Consider the following 19,255-nt stretch of genomic DNA (forward strand, 5'->3'; position numbering starts at 1 on the left):
TACACACTAGTCCCCAACAAAAGCCGGCGACTTGAGCGTACGTAAGCGCAGCCATGCGCCGCGACGTCCGTTTGATGACGCACAAGGCTTGCGCGCGCCCAGCTGCACGTCCTGGCATGCGCGTCCCGCTTCGCAATGAAAAAGCCCCCGCGGGCCGTCTCCGGCCCTTGGGGGCAGTCCGGGGAGCTGGGCTCCCCTGTCAACCTGCAATCCTGCCTGTCAGAACTTGTACTTCAGGTTCAGGTAGAACTGGCGGCCGATCACGTCCAGCTTTTGCTGCTCTTCTTCGCTGTAGCGATAATAGGCACGCTTGACGTTGGTCAGGTTGGTCGCGTCGAACGAGACAATCAGGTTCGGCGAGATGTTGTAGCTGGCGTTGAAGGCCAGCGTCGTCACGGGCGCCGCCATGGTCGGTGCCGCGAACATCAGGATGCCATTGACGAGCGACTTGTTGTTCGTCGAGTTCGGCGTCGGCGCGGTCGTCGTGTTCACGTACTCGCTGCGGTAGTTCGCCACCAGGCGCGCCGACAGGCGGTCGTTCTCGAAGTAGGCGCCGAGGTTGGCCGCATATTCGGAAGCGCCGGTCATCGGGCGGCCGTCGTCGACCTTGGTCTTGGCGCGGCTGACGTTCGAGGTGAAGCCGAACGGCGTGTTCCCGAACGGCTGCTCATACGACAGCTCGATGCCCGCGATCTTCGCACCCTGCTGCAGCGAGCTGTTGACGGCGAAGGTCTTCAGGATGCTGTCGCGCGGGTCGACCAGCTCGACGCTGTCCGCACCAGGCGAACCGGTCTTCGGATAGCCGTCGATCTTCGAGTAGAAGACATTCACGGCAACCATCGAGCGGCGCGCGAAATACCATGCCCACGATGCATCGACATTCTTCGCGACCATCGGCCCCAGGTTCGGGTTCGGGCCGTTGACGGTGCAACCGGTGACGAGGCAGGTGGCGCCGCTATAGCCGGCGCCCAGCAGGTTGTAGTTCTGGCGGCCCAGGGTCTTGCTGGCGCCGAAGCGCGCGATCATGTCCTTGGTCAGCTCGTAGCGCAGGTTCAGGCTCGGCAGGTAGTTGTCGAAGGTCTGGTCGGTCGGCCGCTTGTAGTACACGACGCCGGCCAATGGATTGAACACGGTGTCGTCGTAGTACTGCACGCCTTCGCCCACGGTCGTCAGCGCGGTCGGGAAGGCCGGGCAAGGAATCGCCGGCTGGTTCGGTGCGGAACGGGCGCAGGCGCCGGTCGGCAGCGGGATCGGGACCTGCGCATTGACGCGGGTACGGACGAAGCGCATGCCGATGTTACCCGACAGGCGATCCATTTCCAGGTTGGCCATCACGTAGGCAGCGCTCTGGCGCTCGCGCATGTCGAGCTCGCTCGCGGCGCGGCGCTCCCAGTCGGGCGAGGTCGCCTTGCTGTTGGCGGCGAAATACGCCTTCAGCGCGTCCGGAGTCAGCGTCCAGCTGGTATTGTCCCAGCCGCTAGGGCCGTCCAGCCCGGCGCCGAAATCGGATGGATACGGGATCCAGGTGTCGGCACCGGTCGGTGCATTGGTCGCCAGCACGCTGCTGCGCAGCTGCGGGAAGCGGCGTGCGCTGTCGCGGCGGTGGTCGGCGTAGCGCACGCCGGTCTCGATCGACTGGAACAGGCCTTTTTCCAGGCGGTATTCGGCATCCAGCTGCAGGCTGCTTTCCTTGTCGGTGGTCTTGACGCCGGATGCGGCGCGCCCGGTTAGGGCGAAGCCGCTGCCGTCCGCATTGCGGCCGGGAACGTTCGCACCGGTACCGTAGTACTGGACGAAGGGCGCGTCGCGCAGGCTGCCCAGCGCGTAGGAAACGCCGGTGCCGTAGCGGGTGTAGGTCAGGCCCTGGTCGAGGCCAGTCTGGCCGACGCCGCGGGTGGTCGAGAACAGGGATTTCAGGGTCAGGTCCTGGTTGACGCGGTACTTGACGTCCAGGTCCAGGAAGGCGCTGCTCGACTTGGCGCCGTCACGGTAAGCGCCCTCGGTCTCGCCGATATACTGCGGCGGCGTGCCGGCAGGGTACAGGATGTCGGCGCTCTTGAGCACGCGCAGCTGGTCGCCGTAGAGCGTGGTTTCGTTCACGATCACAGGGTTCTTGATCTGCGCATAGACGCGCTGTCCGTTCACCGAGGTCGGCGCAGTGCCGCCCGTCGGTCCCGCTTCGCCGCGCAGCATGCTGAACATGGCGCCCGCGTTCAGGCGGCCGAAGTTGTTCGCCTTCATGCCGGAATGGAAGCCGGTCATGGTCATATCGAGGTCGCTGTTCGGCTTGAACTGGAGCGAGAACATGCCGCCCTTGCGGTCACGCACGCTTTCCACGAATTCGGTACTCATCGAACCCGGCAGGCGCACGCCGTTCAGGTCCGCCGCGGTATAGCCGGTACCGGCGAGCGAGGCATCGGTAATGCCGAGCATCTTGGAGGTGTCGATCACGTCCCAGCCGCTGCCGCCCGCATACGCGAAGCGCGACACGGAATCGCGGCGCACATGGCGCTTTTCGGCGAAGCCCTGGACGATCACGCCAAAGGTGCCCGCTTCGTTCTTCCAGTTGACGGTGGCGTTCATGTCCGGCGCGGCGCGGCCCGGCAGGTCGGCGTAGCTGACACCGGCGCTGATGACGCCGCTCAGGCGCTCTTTCTGCGACAGCGGCTTGCGCGTCGTGACGTTGATGGTGCCGGCCAGGCCGCCGTCGACGATATTCGCCTGCGAGGTCTTGTACACCAGCGCCTGGTTCAGCACGTGCGAAGGCATCAGCGACAGGCTGGTCGAACGGCTGCTCGAGAGCTGGTCGGCAACATACCAATCGCCACCGGAAACGGTATGGCCATTGAAGATGATCAGGGTCATGTCGGCATTCGTCCCGCGCATCGAGACCTTTTCCGCCTCGTCGTAGTCGGTACGGACGGCAACACCTGCCAGGCGCTGCAGCGAATCGGCCAGGTTCTTGTCCGGCATCTTGCCCACGTCTTCCGCCGTGATCACCTCGACGTTGGCGGTCGCATTCTTCTTGACGCTCAAGGACTTGGCCATCGAGGCGCGGATACCCGTCACTTCGACGGTCTGCATCGGCGCTTCGGCGTCTGCCGTCTGCGCCATCGCCGGCAAGGCGGTCAGGCTCCACAACGCCATCGAAACGGCAGCTGCCAGGGGCTTCTGTTTGAACATGCTCTCTCTCTCCTGATATAAGTATGTGTACTGCGGCGGGCGGCGGACGAGCGCTGCCATAGTGATAGTATTAGCTATAAGTTAATTACAGGAAAATTACTTGTGATCCCGTAGCCATAACTTGAAGGAATGTTTGACTGGCACAACATCAGGTGATGGATGAACGACAAATTGTTATTGTCAAATTCCGCGTGGCCGCGTTAGCGTCTTGAAAACACCACACGGAGACCCGTTCATGCGCTTTGTCCCCCTGCTGCTCGCTGCCGCAACGCTTGGCGGCTGTGCCAGCCAGACCACCCTGTCGCCCGCCAGGACGCCACCCGCCGCTTCGGTGGCGATCGAGAGCATCCTCCAGAAACAGATCTATCAGATGACGCCGGTCGAAGCCGGGCGTTATGTGGCCTGGGTGCACGCCGCCGAGCCCGACCTGCGGCACCGCATCGCCGCCATCGGCCGCAAGAACCTGGGCCAGCCCTACCTGCTGAACCTGCTCGGCGAGTTTCCCTTCGAAGTCCACGACGATTTGCCGATGTTCAGCCTCGAGCGCAGCGACTGCGTCGTGTTTGCGGAACACACCTATGCGATGGCCTTGTCGCGCTCATGGGAAGAGTTTTTCTGGATGCTGCAGCGCATCCGTTACCGCGACGGCGTGATCGGGGTCGCCACGCGCAATCACTATACCGAGATGGACTGGAACGTTGCCAACAACTGGCTCGTCACCGACATCAGCGCCGAGCTGGCGGGACCGAACGGGCCGAGCTACGGGATGCGGGTCGACCGCGCGCGCTTTCTCAAAACGCGCCACAACACCGAACGCGACATCCCGGTCGAAACCAGCCGCCAGAGCTATGTGCCGAAGGAACAGGTCGCGGCCATCGCGGGCCAGCTGCGCGAAGGCGATTTCGTGAACGTGATCTCGACCCGCGACGGCGAGCACTGGGCGTCGCACGTCGGCCTGGTGGTGCTCGGGCCGAATGGCGAGCGCCACTTCCTGCATTCGCAGGAACCGAAGGTACGCGAGGAAAGCTTCGAATCCTTCATTGCCCGCGCCGCCGAGCGCGAGGCGCGCAATGCACGCGAAGGCAAGAACGGCCAGCGCCTGGCCGGCTTCAAGTTCCTGCGCCTGAACGACAACATCGTGGTGCCGCCCATGGCACCGCAGCCCCGTCCGGGTACCTGAACCACCATGCTGCGCGGCGCCTGCCACAGGCGTCCTTAGCCTGCCGCCTTTCTCCTTCGCTGCCGCCCCTGTGCGGCAGTGCCTCTTTGTAGCTGGCGCTGCTCCCGCCCTTCCCCTCCACGTACGCCTTTGACGCGCCCCGGTGTCACGGCCAGCTTCTTCTTGCCGCGCAATTGCTCCTTAGTTTATTCCAAGAGGAAATCTATTGCCGATCGGATCGCGATTTATTTCCAAATTACATTTCCTAAATTAAATAAACAGCCTGTTTCGTTTTAATTCGCAATTCGCGGTTGAGCAGGGTCAAACTCAGCAATCCGGCTGAAGCAGATAATAATTTTACTCAACAATCATAGTCGTTTTGTAACGGATTATATTTTCCTAGAGATCATTTCCGACAAAATCTTTTTATCTCTTCCCGCTTTTTATTTCATTACGCACTGCCATTTCACGCGCCGCCTTTAGCGATCCCATTGCAATCACCCGACGAGTAACGCGCATCATGCCAACCTTATCGAACCGTGTATTAAGCCAGTTTTGCGCCGCAATGGTATCGCTGCACCGGACTACCAAAATAGCGCTGATGGTCTGTATCGACCTGGTCGCATTGCCATTATGTTTTCTGATCGCGATGTTATTGCGCGGCGGCGACATGAAACTCGCATCTCATTATGGCCCCGCCTCCTACCTGATCGTCGCACTGGTAACCATCGCCGCTTTTTCGATGTCCGACCTGTATCGCGCGGTGATTCGCTTTATCGACGGCCGCTTATTGAGCGCGACCGGATTGGCGCTCGGGATCGCAGTCTTATGCGCCTATGTCGTGCTGTTCGCGATTAACGATGCGATGTTTCCACGCAGTGCGCTGGCGATTTATTGGTTCATCGTCTTTTCCTATGTCGTCACCTCGCGCATCGGCATGCGTAATTTTCTGCGCAATCACAGCACGCGCCGGCCGGCCTCGGATGCGGTCGCCATTTACGGCGCCGGCGAAGCGGGCGCGCGCCTCGCACAAACCATGCGCAACAGCGATGAATACCGCCCGGTCTGCTTTTTCGACGACAAGCGCGCCCTGAACGACCGCACCATCGCCGGGCTGCGCGTGTTCCACACCGACCGCCTGGCCGACCTGGTCAGCGCACACGGGATCCGCACCGTCGTCATCGCGGTGCCCGGCATGCCGCCGGAACGCCTGCGCGACATCATGCAGCGCCTTGCCGGTGCCGGTGTCACCACCAAGATCCTGAGCCGGCTGGTCGACCTGGCCGACGAACGGACCCGCCCCCGCGATTCGATCCGCGAACTGAAATTCGAGGACCTGCTCGGCCGCCCGCCGGTACCGCCGCGGCTCGACCTGTTCGCCCGCTGCGTCCGCGGCAAGACGGTGCTCGTCACCGGGGCCGGCGGCTCCATCGGTAGCGAACTGTGCCGCCAGATCGTCACGCTCGGTCCGACCCGCCTGCATCTGCTCGACCATTCCGAATTCGCGTTGTACACGATCCGCCAGGAACTTAGCACCCGCTTCCCCGACCTGCGCATCGACGCCCACCTCGGCTCGGTCTGCAATGCCGACCTGGTCGAGCGCATCCTGTCCAGCGGCCACGTCGACACGGTCTACCACGCCGCCGCCTACAAGCACGTGCCGCTGGTCGAAACCAACATCGTCGAGGGCCTGCGCAACAACGTGCTGGGCGCCCAGGTCATCGCCGCCGCCTGCGCCACCCACCAGGTCGAAACCTGCGTCCTGATCTCGAGCGACAAGGCGGTACGCCCGACCAACATCATGGGCGCCAGCAAGCGTATCGCTGAACTGATCTTCCAGGCGGCAGCCGCCAAGCACGACGGGCGGACGACCTTCTGCATGGTCCGCTTCGGCAATGTGCTCGGCTCGTCGGGCTCGGTCATTCCCCTGTTCCAGCGCCAGATCGCACGTGGCGGCCCCCTGACCATCACCCACCCCGACGTCTCGCGCTACTTCATGCTGATTCCCGAGGCGGCCCAGCTGGTCATCCAGGCCGGCGCCATGGCCAAGGGCGGCGACGTCTTCGTCCTCGACATGGGCGAACCGGTACGCATCGTCGAACTGGCGCGGACGCTGCTGGCCATGTCCGGCCTGACCGAGAAGACGTCGCAGCACCCGGAAGGCGACATCGAAGTGAAGTTCGTGGGCCTGTTCCCGGGCGAAAAGCTGCACGAGGAACTGCTGACCGACGGCACCGTGTTCCCCAGCGAACACCCGCGCATCATGCGCATGAAGGAAAACGCCCTGCGTCCGAGCGTGCTCGAGACCTGCATCACCTGCCTGATGATGGCCTGCGAAACGCACGAACGCGGCATGATCGAATCGATGGTCAAGGCCATCGTGAGCGAATACACACCCCAGCTTCCGGCCAGCACACCGGCGCAAGCCCCCGAACCCGAACTCGAATCGGGCAAGGCAAGGCTGAGTCTCATCCACAAATTCGTGCCCTTCCGCATCTAGCGGCACCGCCCCTTCTCCACCCACCCACCACTTAAAGTTGGCGAGGAACACATGCGCGACGAACAACAATCGGCCCACCTGCAGCAGCTCACTGCCAAACTGCGCGACCGCACCGCGGTCATCGGCATCATCGGACTCGGCTACGTCGGGCTGCCCCTGACGCTGCGCTACGCGGCAGTCGGCTTCCGGGTGCTCGGGATCGACATCGATACCGCCAAGGTCGACAAGCTCAATCGCGGCGAAAGCTATATCGAGCACATCCCGGCAGAGGCAATCGGGGCTGCGCGTGCTGGCGGATTCGAGGCCACCAGCGATTTCACGCGCGCAGGCGAGCCGGATGTCCTGATCATCTGCGTGCCGACTCCGCTCAACGCCTATCGCGAGCCCGACCTTTCCTTCGTGCTCGACACCACCGACGCGCTGCTGCCCTTCGTGCGTCCGGGCCAGCTGATCTCGCTCGAGAGCACCACCTATCCCGGCACCACCGAGGAGGAACTGCGCCCGCGCCTCGAGTCGCGCGGCCTGGCCGTGGGACGCGACGTCTTCCTCGTGTTCTCCCCCGAACGCGAAGACCCGGGCAACCCGCATTTCGAGACCCGCACCATTCCCAAGGTCTGCGGCGGCAGCACCGCGGCCTGCCTGGAGGCGGGCGTGGCCCTGTACGGCGCGGCGATCGACCGTGTGGTGCCAGTCAGCTCGACCCGCGCCGCCGAACTGACCAAGCTGCTCGAGAACATCCACCGCGCCGTGAACATCGGCCTGGTCAACGAGATGAAGATCATCGCCGACAAGATGGAGATCGACATCCACGAAGTGATCCGCGCCGCCGCAACCAAGCCCTTCGGCTTCACGCCCTACTACCCGGGTCCCGGACTGGGCGGGCACTGCATCCCGATCGATCCCTTCTATCTCACCTGGAAGGCGCGCCAGTACGGCGTCCATACCCGCTTCATCGAACTGGCAGGCGAAATCAACAGCGACATGCCGCACTGGGTGATCGGCAAGGTGACCGATGCGCTGAACCAGCGCGGACGCTCGGTCATGGGCAGCCGTGTGCTGGTGCTGGGCATCGCCTACAAGAAGGACGTCGAGGACATGCGCGAATCGCCCTCGGTCGAGCTGATGGAGATCCTGCGCGACAAGGGCGCGCACGTCGACTATTCCGATCCGCACGTGCCGGTCTTCCCGCGCATGCGCGAGCACCGCTTCGACCTGTCGAGCGTGAAACTGACCCCGGACGCGCTGGCCTCCTATGACCTGGTCCTGCTGGCGACCAGCCACAGTGCCTTCGACTACGACATGATCCGCCGCTACGCCAACCTGATCGTCGACACCCGCGGCGTCTACCTCGAACGCCTGCCCAACGTCGTGAAGGCCTGAGCTCGTCCACCGGAGAAGATCATGCGCAACTATCCCCCTGCCATCCTCGATCGCAAGATTCGTTTTGCCCTGGTCGGCTGCGGCCGCATCGCCAACAACCACTTCGGCGCCATCCGCCAGCATAGCGACCGCTGCGAACTGGCCGGCGTGTGCGACGTCGACCCGCGCGCACTGGCCGTCGCGGCCGACAAGACCGGCGCCGAGGCTTACACCAGCCTCGACCAGATGCTGGCGCGCTGCGATGCCGACGCCTTCATCGTCACGACGCCGTCCGGCCTGCACCCGGAACAGGCAGTCCAGATCGCCCGCGCCGGCCGCCACGTGATCACCGAAAAACCGATGGCCACACGCTGGGAAGACGGCAAGCGCATGGTGGCGGCCGCCGACGCCGCCGGCGTGCGCCTGTTCGTCGTCAAGCAGAACCGCCGCAATGCGACGCTCCAGCTGCTCAAGAGCGCCGTCGAGAAAAAACGTTTCGGGCGCATCTACATGGTGAACCTGAACGTGTTCTGGACCCGCCCCGACGAGTACTACAACAGCGCCAAATGGCGCGGCACCTGGGAATTCGACGGCGGCGCCTTCATGAACCAGGCCAGCCACTACGTCGACCTGATCGACTGGATCGTCGGCCCCGTCGAAAGCCTGCAGGCCTACACGGCCACGCTGGCGCGCAACATCGAGGTCGAGGACACCGGCGTCATCAGCTTGCGCTGGCGCAACGGCGCACTCGGCTCGATGAACGTCACGATGCTGACCTATCCGCGCAACATGGAAGGATCGATCACCATCCTTGGCGAACATGGCACGGTGCGCATTGGCGGCGTCGCCGTCAACGAGGTCCAGCAATGGGAATTCGCCCAGCCCGACGCCGACGACGACAAGGTGCGCGACGCCAGCTACCAGACCACCTCGGTCTACGGTTTCGGCCATCCGCTCTACTACGACAATGTTATCAAGGTGCTGCGCGGTGAGGCCGAGCCGGAAACGGACGGCCGCGAGGGCCTCAAGTCGCTCGAAGTGCTGGTCGCCGCCTATATGTCGGCGCGGGACGGCAAGCGCGTCGCCCTGCCGCTGGAGTACTGAGATGGACCGCCATCCGATCGACTCCCCTATTCATGCGAGCGCCATCGTCGACGCCGGCGCTACCCTCGGGCCGGGGACCCGGGTCTGGCATTTCGCCCACATCTGTGCCGCGGCGCGCATCGGCGCCGGCTGCTCGCTCGGCCAGAACGTTTTTGTCGGTAACGACGTACGCATAGGCGACCGGGTCAAGATCCAGAACAACGTGTCCGTCTACGACGCTGTCACACTCGAAGACGATGTTTTTTGCGGTCCCAGCATGGTGTTCACGAATGTCCACAACCCGCGCGCGGCAGTCGAACGCAAGAACGAATACCGGCGCACCCTGGTGAAGCGTGGTGCGACGATCGGCGCCAACGCCACCATCGTCTGCGGCGTCACCGTCGGCGAATACGCGTTCATCGGCGCCGGGGCCGTGGTCACGCGCGACGTGCCTGCGTTTGCACTGATGGCGGGCGTGCCGGCGCGCCAGATCGGCTGGATGAGCCGCTTCGGCGAACGCCTGCCGCTGCGAATGAAAGGCAGTGGCGAAGCGCGCTGCCCGCACACCGGAGACATTTATCTGTTGCAGGGCGGCGTCTGCACCCTGGTGCCGCACCCTCAACCCTGACCTCACGGATTCGACATGGAATTTATCGATCTCAAAGCACAATATGCAGCATCCCGCGAACTGATCAACAGCCGGATCCAGGCCGTACTCGACCACGGCCAGTACATCATGGGTCCCGAGGTAGCCGAACTCGAGTCGCGCCTGGCCCAGTACACCGGTGCGCGGCATTGCATCACGGTCGCGTCGGGCACCGAGGCCTTGGTGATCTCGCTCATGGCACTTGGCATCAAGCCTGGCGACGAAATCATCACCACGCCCTTCTCGTTCATCGCGACCGCGGAAGCCATCGTGCTGCTCGGCGCCACCCCCGTGTTTGTGGACATCGACCGGGCAACCTGTAACCTTGCCCCGCACCTGATCGAAGCGAAGATCACGCCGCGCACCCGCGCGATCATGCCGGTGTCGCTGTACGGCCAGCCGGCCGACATGGATGAAATCAACGCGATCGCCGCCCGCCACGGCCTCGCGGTCATCGAAGATGCTGCCCAGAGCTTTGGCGCGACCTACCGCGGCAAGAAAAGCTGCAATCTGTCCACCATCGGTTGCACCAGCTTCTTTCCCAGTAAACCGCTCGGCTGCTATGGCGATGGCGGCGCGATCTTTACCAGCGACGACGGCCTGGCCACCGCCATGCGCGAAATCCGCGTGCACGGCCAGTCACGTCGCTATGTACACACCCGGATCGGCGTTGGCGGACGAATGGACACGCTGCAATGCGCCGTCGTGCTGGCCAAGCTCGATCGCTTCGAATGGGAGTGCGCCGAGCGCGCCGCGACCGCGGCCCGTTATAACGCCTTGCTGTCGGGACGCGTCGGCCTGGTGGGACGGGCGCCGGAACGCAGCTCGGTCTACGCCCAGTACACGGTGGTGGTCGAGGAGCGCGAGCGCGTCCAGGCAGCCTTGCACGCTGCCGGCATTCCAACGGCGGTGCACTACCCCGTGCCGATGCACCGGCAGCCGGCCTACGCCCACCTGGCCGCTGGCGAAAGCTACCCGGTCGCGGACGCGATGTCGGCCATGGTGATGAGCCTGCCAATGGGCCCCTACCAGTCGGCCGCGACCACCCGTGAAGTCGCGGTCGCGCTGCTGAAGGCGGCCGGCGTCACGCCGCCTGGCTCCGGCGAGCTTGCCGGTTTGCTGGCAGAGGACGCACTGGCTGACACGGCAAGCGACGCGCGCTGAGCGGCACCCGTTTTGGAGGGGACGCGACGCCGCACCAAGGCAGCGCCGGCGCGCGTTCCCGCATCATGACCACTCACACTACTCGCACCATGTCGAACGCAAGCACGCTCGAAGACCGTGTCGCACTGCCGGCCCAGGGAAAACAAGCCCGGCGCCGGGTTGCCCACCTGAGCTCCGCACATCAGCGCAACGACACCCGCATTTTCATGAAGCAGTGCCGCACCCTCGCCGCACATGGATATGAGGTGAGCTTGGTGGTGGCTGACGGCAAGGGCAACGAATGCAGGGATGGCGTGACGATTGCCGACGTGGGGCGGCTGCCAGGCCTCCTGCAACGCGTGTTCCGCACCACGCGCCGCGTGTTCGAGCAAGCCATTGCGCTCGATGCCGACATCTATCACTTGCACGATCCCGAACTGATCCTGGTCGGTCTCGCGTTAAAGCGCCGCGGCAAGACCGTCATCTTCGATTCGCACGAGGATGTGCCGCGCCAGCTGCTGGGCAAACCCTACCTGGGTCCCGTTACGCGGCGCGTGCTCTCGAAGAGCTTTGCCCTGCTCGAACGTTACGTGTGCGCGCGCTTCGACGGCATCATCGCCGCAACACCCTTTATTCGCGACTCTTTTCTCAAGATCCACCCGCTGACGGTCGACGTGAATAATTTCCCGATGGCGGAGGAGTTGGACGCGGCCCACGGCAGCGCCGACAAGCTGTCCGAAGTGTGCTACGTCGGCGGTATCGGCGAGGTCCGCGGGATCCGCGAGCTGGTCCATGCCTGTGCGTTGCTGGGCTCGTCGGGCCGGCTCAACCTGGTGGGAAGCTTTTTCGAACCGGCCGTCGAAGCGCAGGTGAAGGCCGATCCGGGCTGGGCCAGGGTCAACGAACTCGGCTTCCTCGACCGCGCGGGGGTGCGCGACGTGATGCGGCGTTCGGCGGCGGGACTGGTCAACTTCCTGCCTCTGCCCAACCACCTCGACTCGCTGCCCACCAAGATGTTCGAGTACATGGCCTCGGGCATCCCCGTGATCGCGTCGGATTTTCCGCTGTGGCGCGAGATCATCGAGGGCAATCGGTGCGGCCTGTGCGTCGATCCTACCGATCCGAAGGCGATCGCCGCGGCGATCGACTATCTGCTGGCTAATCCGGACATCGCCAGGTCGATGGGCGAGAACGGCCGCAAAGCGGTCCACGATAAGTACAACTGGTCGGTCCAGGCAGCCAGGCTGATCGATTTCTATGGAGTGATCTCGCATGCCAAACAAACTGTCCCAGCTCATTGACCTAGGTGTCACCATCGCCAAGCTTCCGGTAGCGCGGCTGGAGTTTCGCTTGGACCTGGAACCTGACGATGTCGACATGATGCATCGTTACTTCACCAAGCGCCACCCACGCTACAAAGTGTTCCAGAACAAGGCCCTGGGCGCGGCCCTGGTCGACTTGACGCACTTCGGCAGCTACCAGGAGTACCTGGACAGCATCAAGGGTAGCAACTCGGGGGCTTACCATGCGCGCCGGGCACGTACCAAAGGCTACCGCGTGGTCGAGATCGATCGCAACGACTACGTAGACGAGATCTATGAGATCAACACCTCGGTACAGGTCAGGCAGGGACGGCCGATGGATCGTGCTTACCTTGAGAAGGTGACCCATTACTCGCGTGCCAGGAATCACCTGCATTACGGCGTTTTCAACCCCGCCGGCAGGTTGATGGCCTATGGTGACCTCGGCCGCTACGGAAATTTTGTCTCGTTCAACCGGCTGCTCGGCATCCGCAACAACGACGGTGCGATGCACCTGATGGTCACGGAAATCGTCTCCCGCCTGATCGAGGAACGCAGCTGCCGCTACCTGATGTACGACACGTATTTCGGTGCCAGCCAGGGCTTGAAGATGTTCAAGACCATGCTCGGATTCCAACCCTATCGCGCGAAATATTCGATCCAATGAACGCCATTCTCAACCGTTTATATGGCGATTACCTGATGCCATCTCAGCTGCCCGCATACGAGGATTTGGTCCGTGCCGCCAAGCAGGCGGGTTTTGTACAAACATCGGTGCGCTGCTACCACGACATGGTGAGCAAAGGCCAAGCTTTGCCGGAGCGTGTCATGGTCCATCGCCATGACATCGATAGCGACCTACGCACCACGCGCAAACTGTTCGAGCTCGAAAAGAAATACGGTATCAAATCGAGCTTCTACTTCAGGCTCTGCACCCTGGATGTCGGCTTGATGCGCGAAATCGAGGAATACGGCAGCGAAGCGAGCTACCACTACGAAGAGCTGGCGACCTATGCCAAGAAAAACAGGATCAGGTGCGCGGAGCCGCTGCGCGCCAGGCTGCCGGAAATCCGTAAGGACTTCATGACAAATTTCGAGCGTATCGAACAGCGTGTCGGAATCAAGCTGCGAACGGTGGCGGGGCACGGCGATTTTGCCAACCGCATACTCAAGGTGAACAACACCGAAATCCTGGCCGACGAGGAGCTGCGCCGCCGTTGTGGAATCGAAGTCGAGTCCTACGATCGTATCCTGATGGAGCACGTCGATATTTATATCGCCGACCGCCCGCCGCCGCAGTTCTACCACCCTACTTCGCCGCACAAGGCCCTGCGAGGCCACCGGCGGATTTATTTGCTGACCCATCCGCGTCAGGTTGAAACGAACTGGAGAGCCAATACCAAGGAGAACCTGACTCGGTTTTACGAAAACCTGACCTGGTGATCCAGCGGCACCCTGCCCACGCCCGCCCTCATCGTCTACGCCACAGGTACCACCATGCCACCTAAAAAAATCGTCACCATCATTGGCGCACGTCCGCAATTCATCAAAGCCAGCGTCGTTTCCGCGGCCCTCGCCGCCTCGGACCGGCTAACGGAAATCGTCGTCCATACCGGCCAGCATTTCGACGCCAATATGTCCGACGTGTTCTTCGCCGAACTGGGCATGGCGCCGCCCGCCTATCATTGCGATATCCACGGCGGCGGCCATGGCGAGATGACCGGGCGTATGTTGACCGCAATAGAACAAGTGCTGTCGACAGAAAAACCAGACGCCGTGATGGTGTACGGCGACACCAATTCCACACTGGCTGGTGCACTCGCGGCGATCAAGCTGCACGTTCCGGTGGCCCATGTGGAGGCTGGCATGCGTTCGTTCAACATGGCCTCGCCCGAAGAAATCAATCGCATCCTGACCGACCGCGTCGCCCGATGGCTGTTTACGCCTAACGAAGGGGCTGGCGCTCATTTGCGGCGCGAGGGCATGGCACCGGACCACATCCATATGGTGGGCGACGTCATGTTCGATGTGGCCTTGCATCACGGCGCACGCGTCGGCCCGCATGACGGTACGCTGGGCAAGCTGACTCGGGAGCATGGTGTGCAACCCGGGGCATATTGCCTTGCCACGATACACCGCGCGGAAAATACCGATAATCCGGCCAGGCTAGGCGCTATTGTCGAAGCCCTGATCCATGTGGCCAAAGACCTGCCGGTGGTGTTGCCCTTGCACCCGCGCACACGCGGCGTGCTGGCGCAACAAGGTAAGCTGCAAGCCTTGGCGCAAGCAGTGGTACTGCTTGAGCCGCTGGCCTATCTGGCGATGGTGCAGCTCGAAAAACATGCAGCAGTGATCGCCACAGACTCAGGCGGTGTCCAAAAGGAAGCCTTCTTCTATCGGGTGCCCTGCGTAACCTTACGCGACGAAACGGAATGGACGGAGTTGGTGGACGCCGGTTGGAACCGGCTTGCCCCGCCGGTCGATGCCGCGTCGGTACGGAAGAGCCTGTTCGACAGTCTTGGCAGCACCGGCGCAGCGATCGCGCCGTATGGCGACGGCGATGCGACAAGCCGGATTGTGCAACAGCTGTCGAGCGACCTGAACTGAAGCATGCGGGGTCCAGGCCGGGGATCTTCCGCCCTGGCCTCAGCCCTTCCGTAGCGGGCTCCACTCCGGGTTGCCCGAGTACCGCGGAGCGAGCATTGACGCCTTGCCCTGCATGGTCACTGGCATCCCACGCGGCACCGGCTCCCGGGTCAATAGCTCCTGGCTGGTCTAAAACTTGAATTTGCTGGCCTGCAGACGAGACGAGGAGATTGCACATCTTGTTGTCTGGACCACAGATGCGGATAGTCCCGGCCCGAAAGATAAAGCGCGACATCAACCAGATGAGGACTGATCTTGGAGGGCTTGAGGCCGCACATAACAAGAAACATCGTCAGGCTGAATAGAACACTCCAGCGGTTGATCAGCGGCGCCGGCAGTTTGTTTGCGACGCGGACAAAGCCCAGGCTCACCGTACTCCCCAACGCCAGGCTGGGAATGACTTCCGAGACCGTATGAAACTGGAAGCGGACCAGCAGGACGCCCACGCCAAGGCTGACTACCATACCAAACACGACCCCTGCCGCCCGCCAGGACGCCTGTGCGACTTGTAACACGACGAAAAAGAAAACCGGAATCACTGCAGCCGAACGGAATGCATGCCCGCTCAGCGCCTGGAAGTCGATGGAAGGAATGCCGGTTTCCCATCCGAGAAACGCAATTTTCGACATCGCCACGATGCTGAGACCGGCAGCGAACATCAGGCACCAACACAGGGCCAGCCGCCAGGTCCGCCCCATCACCAGCCAGGCCCCGATTGCGGCAGCCACAGGAACCATGACTGCCGTATGACCAATATCGACGAGTTGCGCGATCATCATTATGGTAGCTATCTAGCGAGCACGAGGTCTGGCAGCCATCTGAGAATCAATGCCAGACCAGGCTTCCCAACTATTTTTTCTCGGCGATGGACAACACGTCGCCGATCACCTGGCAGGTTCTTTCGATGTCCGCGTCCGTCAGCGTCGGGTGTACCAGGAACATGAGGCTCGTTTCGCCCAATTCCTGCGCCACTTTCAAGCGGCGCTCAGGACGAAAGCCCGTGTTGTCGAAAGCCTTCTCCAGATAAACCTCGGAGCAGCTTCCCGGGGCACAAGGAACACCCTGGACCGCAATTTCATTCGCTATCCGATCGCGTGTCCAGCCATTGGCGAGTTTATCCGGTTCGACAAAGACATAGAACTTGTAGAACGCATGCTCTACGTTGGCGGGGACCACCGGGACCCTCACGACGGCATATTCCCGGCACACCGCAGCGATTCGCGCCGCATTTACTCGCCGCTGCGCCGTCCATAAAGCCATTCGCTGCAGTTGTATGCGGCCGATGACGGCCTGGGTTTCCAGCATCCGCGCGTTGGTGCCGAAGGACTCATGGACCCAACGGTGGCCGGGTGGGTGCGAGCGCTCATATACCGCTTCCCACGACTTGCCGTGATCCTTGTAAGACCACATGGCCGACCACAACTTGCGCGAATTGGTCGTCACCATTCCGCCCTCGCCCCCCGTCGTCATGATCTTGTCCTGGCAGAACGACCATGCACCGATATGTCCGATACTGCCAACCATCCGGCCTTTATAGCGGGCGCCGTGAGCCTGGGCACAATCCTCGATCACAAAAATGTCGTGTGCTTCCGCCAGCGTCATGATGGGATCCATGTCGCACGGCAGCCCTGCCAGGTGGACACAGATGATCGCCTTGGTGCGGGGCGTCATTACTGCCCTGATCGTCTCGGCGGTGATATTTTGGCTTTCCCGGTCGACGTCGGCAAACACCGGAGTGGCGCCGGCATTGACGATGGCACTTGCAGAGGCGAGGAAAGTACGCGGAGTGACGATGACTTCGTCGCCAGCCTGCACCCCGAGCGCTATGAGTGCGACATCCAATGCCAGCGTACCATTGGAAAGTGCAATCGCATATTCGCTTCCTGTCCATGCTGCAAATTCTTTCTCGAATTCGCGGCATTCGGAACCGGTCCAATAGTTCACTTTATTGGAGAGAATGACATTCTTGACGGCTGTCGCCTCCTCATCGGAGAAACTCGGCCAGCTGGCGACCGGCATGTTCATGTAGCCCTCACTTTAAAAAGGTCTGGATAATATATTTGATATCAGCTACAAAAGAGTATCTGTTGTAATATTCCTTGTTGATCCTTACCTTGTCCGGCCAAATAACCGTGTCGTTGTATAAAACAGGGTCTTCCGAGGCCGACAGTAACTCTTCCTCGGCCTTGTACTTGATGGATGCCGGACCCGTAATACCCGGACGTAAGCGCAATATAATCCGATCACCCCCCTCTAATTGATCGGCATAATCTGGCACATCCGGCCGCGGGCCGACAATACTCATACTTCCCGACAATACGTTGAAGAGCTGGGGCAATTCGTCAAGCTTGTATTTTCGAAAAAACGCACCCGACCTGGTGATCGACGCCGCATTATTGGAAGCAATTGGACTCCGCTTACCATTGCTCGGATACATGGTTTTAATTTTATATACTTTGATGACGTGACCATGCCGCCCAATCCGTTCGTGTATAAAAAATCCATTGCTTCGGGTTTCGATGGCCGCGATGATCCAGCATATGATGATTAACGGGAAGAGAACGGCGATGCCAATAAGAGAAACGAAGATATCGAAGGTTCTCTTTAATGCGAAATCGAATGTAGACATATAGTTTCACGTAGCGCGGCATTAATTACACGCTGCCAGGAATTTTTTTGCCAGGATTGGATAGGTCAGATTGTTCAACACGAATTCCTTGCCCCGCTGCCCCATCGCCTCGCGCTCGTCTTTATTCAGGGACAGCAACGCACGGATACCGTCCGCCATTGCTGGTGGGTCTTCAGGGGGAATGGTCAAGCCACAACCCGCTTCACTTACTGGGTCGTTCCCAGCTTCAACAGCATGCAGCACGGGCCGCGCTGCCATCATGTAGTCCATCAGCTTGTTGGGGGCGATACCGAAACGATAGAGCGATTGCCGTCGCCAGCTGATACCGGCCACATCAAAATGCCGTAGCAAAGCGGGAATCTGCGCTTTGAGAATTGGATCGATAAAACAGATATTTGCCATTTGCTCTTCCGACACCCACTTCTGCAGACGTGCCTTGTCCGGCCCATCGCCAACCAGAACGAAAGCGACCTTTTCCTCACGCATTAGCTTTGCAGCACTCAGAAACGTTTCCAGCGAATTGGAGATGCCGTGCGTTCCCGCATAGCCGATCAAAGGGTATCCGCGCTCGTGTAGCGTGCTCAGCACCTCCGCGGCTGCGGCGTGTAACGCGGAACTCCCTGCGAACCATTCGCTCGGGTCTATTCCATTGGGCACGATATGTAATTTATTCGGTGCCATTCCGCGCGATTCCACGTAGCCGCGCACTTTCGGCAACATCGACACGACCGCATCCGCATGGCGATACGCGTAGTCCTCGGCTGCTTGCATCAGCATGATGAAAGGATGCCAGCGGGACTTCCCACCCAGTTCCATCGGCGTCAGTGGCCATAAGTCATGGATTTCAAAGACCAGTTTCGCGCCGGCCAGCTTTGCGATGCGGTGCGCAGGCCACACGTCCATCGGGTAGGTGCTCGAGGCGATGACCACATCCGGCCTGAACGATGCCGAAATCCATTTACTTTCGCGGAACAAGCGGCTGACGAAGGACCCCATATTGCGTACCCGTCCAATGCCGTTGCCGATATAGGGCGGCGTTTCAAACCATGTGTATAAAATGTCGTCAATCGTCTCCTCCAAGCGGCCTCGACCCGCGAGTTGGGGCTGCTTGCTTCTGATATGCGACTGAGAAGAGCCGATAATTTGTACAACGTGCCCTGCACGCACCCATTCTCGCGCCAAATAATAGGGCCGGTACTCCATACCATGGCGCGGAGAGCCGGCATAGTGATTGATGTAGAGAATGCGCATGGTTTCGGAACCTGTACGAGTGCATTGCCAGTCAAAGCGGCGCCGCAATAAGTCGTCGGTGATTGTTCGTCATTAGGATTGACTGAACAGAGGCAATCTCGGGCTTACAGGACGAACAAAGACAATGCTAGCCCGTTCAAGAATCTACGTGAGTTATCATTTTTTACATTGAGCCGTCTCAACGTCACGTTGATGCGTTAACAGGATCGGCCACTTGGCGCCCAATAGAAAAACCCCTTGAGTGCTTCCACTCAAGGGGTTTCAAGATATGAATCTTGCTATTAAATCGACAGTGCGACGTCCTTATTTCTTTTCGTACGCGCCGATATCAAAGCCCAGGCCGGTCGGACGAGCA

The 19,255-nt window shown here is 61.2% G+C and carries 16 protein-coding genes; 10 read left to right on the forward strand and 6 right to left on the reverse strand.

All coding sequences use genetic code 11. The annotated features are described in order from the left end of the window. Positions 1-219: 219 nt before the first annotated feature. Positions 220-3,183, reverse strand: coding sequence for a TonB-dependent receptor (locus tag C2862_RS16205; RefSeq protein WP_136221162.1), 2,964 nt, complete (start codon positions 3,181-3,183; stop codon positions 220-222). Positions 3,184-3,418: 235 nt separating this feature from the next. Here C2862_RS16205 and C2862_RS16210 point away from each other — a divergent pair, with 235 nt between their 5' ends. Continuing rightward, on the forward strand, positions 3,419-4,363 hold the full coding sequence (locus tag C2862_RS16210) for an N-acetylmuramoyl-L-alanine amidase-like domain-containing protein (RefSeq protein ID WP_136221163.1): 945 nt from the start codon (positions 3,419-3,421) through the stop codon (positions 4,361-4,363). A gap of 405 nt (positions 4,364-4,768) precedes the next feature. Here C2862_RS16210 and C2862_RS25300 read toward each other — a convergent pair whose 3' ends face one another. Next, positions 4,769-5,014: a hypothetical protein gene (locus C2862_RS25300; protein WP_168710078.1), complete on the reverse strand. Its 246-nt coding sequence runs from the start codon at positions 5,012-5,014 to the stop codon at positions 4,769-4,771. Here C2862_RS25300 and C2862_RS16215 point away from each other — a divergent pair. From C2862_RS16215 to wecB, 9 genes are all read left to right on the forward strand, one after another. Continuing rightward, positions 5,013-6,842 (forward strand): nucleoside-diphosphate sugar epimerase/dehydratase, encoded by a 1,830-nt coding sequence (locus C2862_RS16215; RefSeq protein WP_229467470.1) that lies wholly within the window; start codon positions 5,013-5,015, stop codon positions 6,840-6,842. The genes C2862_RS25300 and C2862_RS16215 overlap by 2 nt on opposite strands. Positions 6,843-6,893: 51 nt before the next feature. Next, positions 6,894-8,222 carry a nucleotide sugar dehydrogenase gene (locus C2862_RS16220; protein ID WP_136221165.1) on the forward strand — a complete coding sequence of 443 codons (1,329 nt, stop codon included), beginning with the start codon at positions 6,894-6,896 and terminating at the stop codon, positions 8,220-8,222. Positions 8,223-8,243: 21 nt separating this feature from the next. After that, a complete protein-coding gene (locus C2862_RS16225; protein ID WP_136221166.1) occupies positions 8,244-9,305 on the forward strand; it encodes a Gfo/Idh/MocA family protein in 1,062 nt (353 codons plus the stop codon). A gap of 1 nt (position 9,306) precedes the next feature. Further along, positions 9,307-9,912 (forward strand): acyltransferase, encoded by a 606-nt coding sequence (locus tag C2862_RS16230; protein WP_136221167.1) that lies wholly within the window; start codon positions 9,307-9,309, stop codon positions 9,910-9,912. Positions 9,913-9,927: 15 nt separating this feature from the next. Further along, positions 9,928-11,094 carry a DegT/DnrJ/EryC1/StrS aminotransferase family protein gene (locus C2862_RS16235; RefSeq protein ID WP_136221168.1) on the forward strand — a complete coding sequence of 389 codons (1,167 nt, stop codon included), beginning with the start codon at positions 9,928-9,930 and terminating at the stop codon, positions 11,092-11,094. 65 nt (positions 11,095-11,159) lie between these two features. Then, on the forward strand, positions 11,160-12,374 hold the full coding sequence (locus C2862_RS16240; protein ID WP_229467471.1) for a glycosyltransferase family 4 protein: 1,215 nt from the start codon (positions 11,160-11,162) through the stop codon (positions 12,372-12,374). Next, on the forward strand, positions 12,346-13,041 hold the full coding sequence (locus C2862_RS16245; RefSeq protein WP_136221170.1) for a hypothetical protein: 696 nt from the start codon (positions 12,346-12,348) through the stop codon (positions 13,039-13,041). The genes C2862_RS16240 and C2862_RS16245 overlap by 29 nt, the downstream gene beginning before the upstream one ends. After that, positions 13,038-13,817, forward strand: coding sequence for a hypothetical protein (locus C2862_RS16250; protein WP_136221171.1), 780 nt, complete (start codon positions 13,038-13,040; stop codon positions 13,815-13,817). The genes C2862_RS16245 and C2862_RS16250 overlap by 4 nt, the downstream gene beginning before the upstream one ends. A gap of 54 nt (positions 13,818-13,871) precedes the next feature. After that, positions 13,872-14,981, forward strand: coding sequence for a non-hydrolyzing UDP-N-acetylglucosamine 2-epimerase (gene wecB, locus C2862_RS16255; protein ID WP_136221172.1), 1,110 nt, complete (start codon positions 13,872-13,874; stop codon positions 14,979-14,981). Between the two features lie 149 nt (positions 14,982-15,130). Here wecB and C2862_RS16260 read toward each other — a convergent pair whose 3' ends face one another. The 4 genes from C2862_RS16260 to C2862_RS16275 all read right to left on the reverse strand — a co-directional run bounded on the left by C2862_RS16260 (position 15,131) and on the right by C2862_RS16275 (position 18,900). Further along, complete coding sequence (locus tag C2862_RS16260; RefSeq protein ID WP_136221173.1) at positions 15,131-15,799, reverse strand: membrane-associated phospholipid phosphatase; 669 nt, start codon at positions 15,797-15,799, stop codon at positions 15,131-15,133. A 70-nt stretch (positions 15,800-15,869) separates the two neighbouring features. Then, on the reverse strand, positions 15,870-17,045 hold the full coding sequence (locus C2862_RS16265; protein WP_136221174.1) for a DegT/DnrJ/EryC1/StrS aminotransferase family protein: 1,176 nt from the start codon (positions 17,043-17,045) through the stop codon (positions 15,870-15,872). 7 nt (positions 17,046-17,052) lie between these two features. Beyond that, positions 17,053-17,649 (reverse strand): sugar transferase, encoded by a 597-nt coding sequence (locus C2862_RS16270; RefSeq protein WP_136221175.1) that lies wholly within the window; start codon positions 17,647-17,649, stop codon positions 17,053-17,055. Positions 17,650-17,670: 21 nt separating this feature from the next. After that, positions 17,671-18,900, reverse strand: a complete 1,230-nt coding sequence (locus C2862_RS16275) for a glycosyltransferase family 4 protein (protein ID WP_136221176.1) — start codon at positions 18,898-18,900, stop codon at positions 17,671-17,673. Between the last annotated feature and the right edge of the window lie 355 nt (positions 18,901-19,255).

Origin of the sequence: Massilia sp. Mn16-1_5 (assembly GCF_004798585.1) — a bacterium.
GTDB lineage: Bacteria > Pseudomonadota > Gammaproteobacteria > Burkholderiales > Burkholderiaceae_D > Telluria.